This is a genomic window from Stenotrophomonas sp. PFBMAA-4 (genome assembly GCF_030053215.1).
Lineage (GTDB): Bacteria > Pseudomonadota > Gammaproteobacteria > Xanthomonadales > Xanthomonadaceae > Stenotrophomonas.
Genome location: NZ_JASGBW010000066.1, coordinates 1 through 2,462, shown reverse-complemented (window position 1 = coordinate 2,462; position 2,462 = coordinate 1). Strand labels below are relative to the sequence as shown.

General features: G+C 57.9%; 1 protein-coding gene and 1 pseudogene. Both read right to left on the bottom strand.

Annotation, left to right across the window (positions count from 1 at the left end; all coding sequences use genetic code 11):
* Nucleotides 1–123 precede the first annotated feature (123 nt).
* Nucleotides 124–1,683: a hypothetical protein gene (locus QMZ26_RS21155; RefSeq protein WP_283222585.1), complete on the bottom strand. Its 1,560-nt coding sequence runs from the start codon at nt 1,681–1,683 to the stop codon at nt 124–126.
* Between the two features lie 38 nt (nt 1,684–1,721).
* Nucleotides 1,722–2,462 (bottom strand): annotated as a pseudogene (locus QMZ26_RS21150) (phospholipase); the annotation flags it as partial.

Here is a 2,462-nt window from a genome sequence, read left to right as displayed (position 1 = left end):
CCTGCATGCCGCCCATGGACTGCAGCCACTGATCACTCAAGGGCGTCAGTTCCATCCCGCGCGCCAGCGTGGTCTGCGCCGACAGGCCGGCGCCTGGCACGAGGTCGGGATAGAAGACTCGCCCTACTCGCCCGGCAACCCCAGCTTGGTCGTCCCAAAGCCGTACTTGGTTTCCATCAGCTTCTTCACCGGGCCCATGCCCTCCACAATCATCTTGCCGTCAGGCGTGCCGCACCGCGTGCCCACCTGCGTCCTGCCGTACTGCAGTTCGGCTTCACGACTACGCTTGGGGCGGGGGTCGGACTCCCACCAGGGGAAATGGGCGTAGGGCTTGTTGGTCGAGACTTCGTAGCGCCAGCAGACGAACGAGAGTGACTCCTTGCCGGTGGCGTCATAGTCGTACACGCGGTAGGAGCTGTAGCCGCTGGTGAGAGGCGTAAGCTTCAAAACGCCCTTTTCTGCGTAGGCGCGCAGGTTTTCGGTGTAGGCGTCACCAGAGACAGGGCCGGACAGAATCACGCGCGTGAGTTTGCCCTTTGCGTCGTAGTTTTCCTGCCGATTCAGATCCAGCGTGCGCCACTGGCGTTCGCGGGGATGCTTGGCACCTGGGGAGAAAATTTCGAAAATTCTCTGTCCAGATTGATGCTGGTAATTACGCACACGCGTGTAGCCAACAATGCCACTGAACTGGTCGCCCGCTGCTCTCAAAGGAACAGCCTCAGCCGGAAATGTATAGCGAAGCTCCTGATTGTGACCGGAGGCTCTCTGCGAAAAAATCGGCGTCATGTCGAACGCCGCAATGGCCGCCGAGTAGCTCTTCAATCGGACCAACCCATGCTCCTCGTTGGAGTCGAAGTGAACTTCCCGGACAGTGTGATCAGCGCCGCCTTCCTTCAAGTAAACCACCCCCTGCCCGGTCCAAGCGCCACTGCGCTCGTCGCCGCCCGCAAGCCGAGTTCCCGTCGTGTCCTTCCCCGCAGAAAGGGTCTTTGGCTTGCGCATATCCACAACTTCAACCCTCCCATCAGGATAGTAGGTGTACCCGGTGACCTGAGACGGCACCTCCTCCATGCTGAGATCCGAGCATTGAAAGGCGGGGTTCAACGATGCCTCCGCCCCCGGCGAGCCAGAAACCATGATCACGCGACCAGCGTTGTCATAACGAACACAGGCCTCTACGGCATTCAGTCGATAGAAGTCCCTGATGCTTCCCTCCCATCCTCCTTGGAACATCGGCCGGGACAACCGGACCTCTCCCAGCCTTCCACTTGAATTGTAAAAATACGCACGAACTTCATCGAGATAGAAGTAGGGAAAGATCCGCTTCAGAACAGGGTTATCTGGTGACAGCTCTTTCCCTGCGGGAGAGGTAGCATGTGCGCCTCCTGTCGTCCTCTTTGCCCAGCTCTCAGTCCGACAGACACGCTTACCACCCTTGCCATCTGACTCAAGATAGATGACCTGCCCACCATCCCCATCGAATCCTCTGTTATGAAGGAGAGAGGCTCCCGGTACGATTTCCGGAAAACTCACCCTCTTGTTTTCATTAATACTCGGAAGACGGTAAGTGACCTTCTCGGCGCTCGATGGCAATAGCCGCATTTCCATTCCGGCTTCAGCCGCCACCAAAGGAGCTTCGGCATCGTTACAAGCAGCACTGACAGATGCGCTGACGGCGAGCATGCCGACTACGAGTAACGTTGCAGAGATACACTCAATTTTCATGCCTGATACCCTTCGTCGTTACCGTCTTGGCGACTCGCCATCAGCGCACCCGACGCTTGACCCGCTGGAATCACCACGTTCGCAATGATCTCAGTTGGCATCAGAGCCGCTGGGTCGTCCATCCCGTGCCCCCACATCAAAGGCATTGTCACCCAGAAGCCCTTCAGACCGCCCTCCAAGTTGTTGGGACCCAAAAGCCCCACCGCCTTCTCTACATCGTGGCGCCCAACCATCAGAGTACGAGCGTTGACGACTTCGCTCGCCTCACGCATGAACTCCGGCGAAAGATCCGAGGGCTGCGCGTAGAGCATCCGGCCAATCTTTTTCCCATCGTCAACCAATCCTTTCGATGGAAAGCTACTGAAGACCGCATCGTAGCGACTCATAGTGTCTCGCGGCACATTGGGAAACACACGCTGATACAGCAGAGCATTGGACTCAGCGATGCCCTGCACCTTCTTCCAAGTCGAGCCAGCGGCCGGCCTTTTAACGTCTACAAGAGACGACTTTTTCCGGAACGGAGGATGACTGGGATTACCCTCAGCTGCGGTATACCCTTGCAGCTTTCCAGGAACATCCTCGATCTCCTCCCCCAAGAACTTCCTCCAAAGCTTCATCCGCAGATCCCGCGCAAACTTCCGGGTTATCACCTTTACGCCCTTACCCAGGTCCAGCGACTGGGCCGCACCATCCACGATCACCGCAGCGATCTCGGTATCGCCCGTGCCCAGCAGGCT

Excerpts from the sequence above, each read along its gene's own strand:
- QMZ26_RS21155 (WP_283222585.1), bottom strand. The coding sequence starts at position 1,683 with ATGCTCGCCGTCAGCGCATCTGTCAGTGCTGCTTGTAACGATGCCGAA.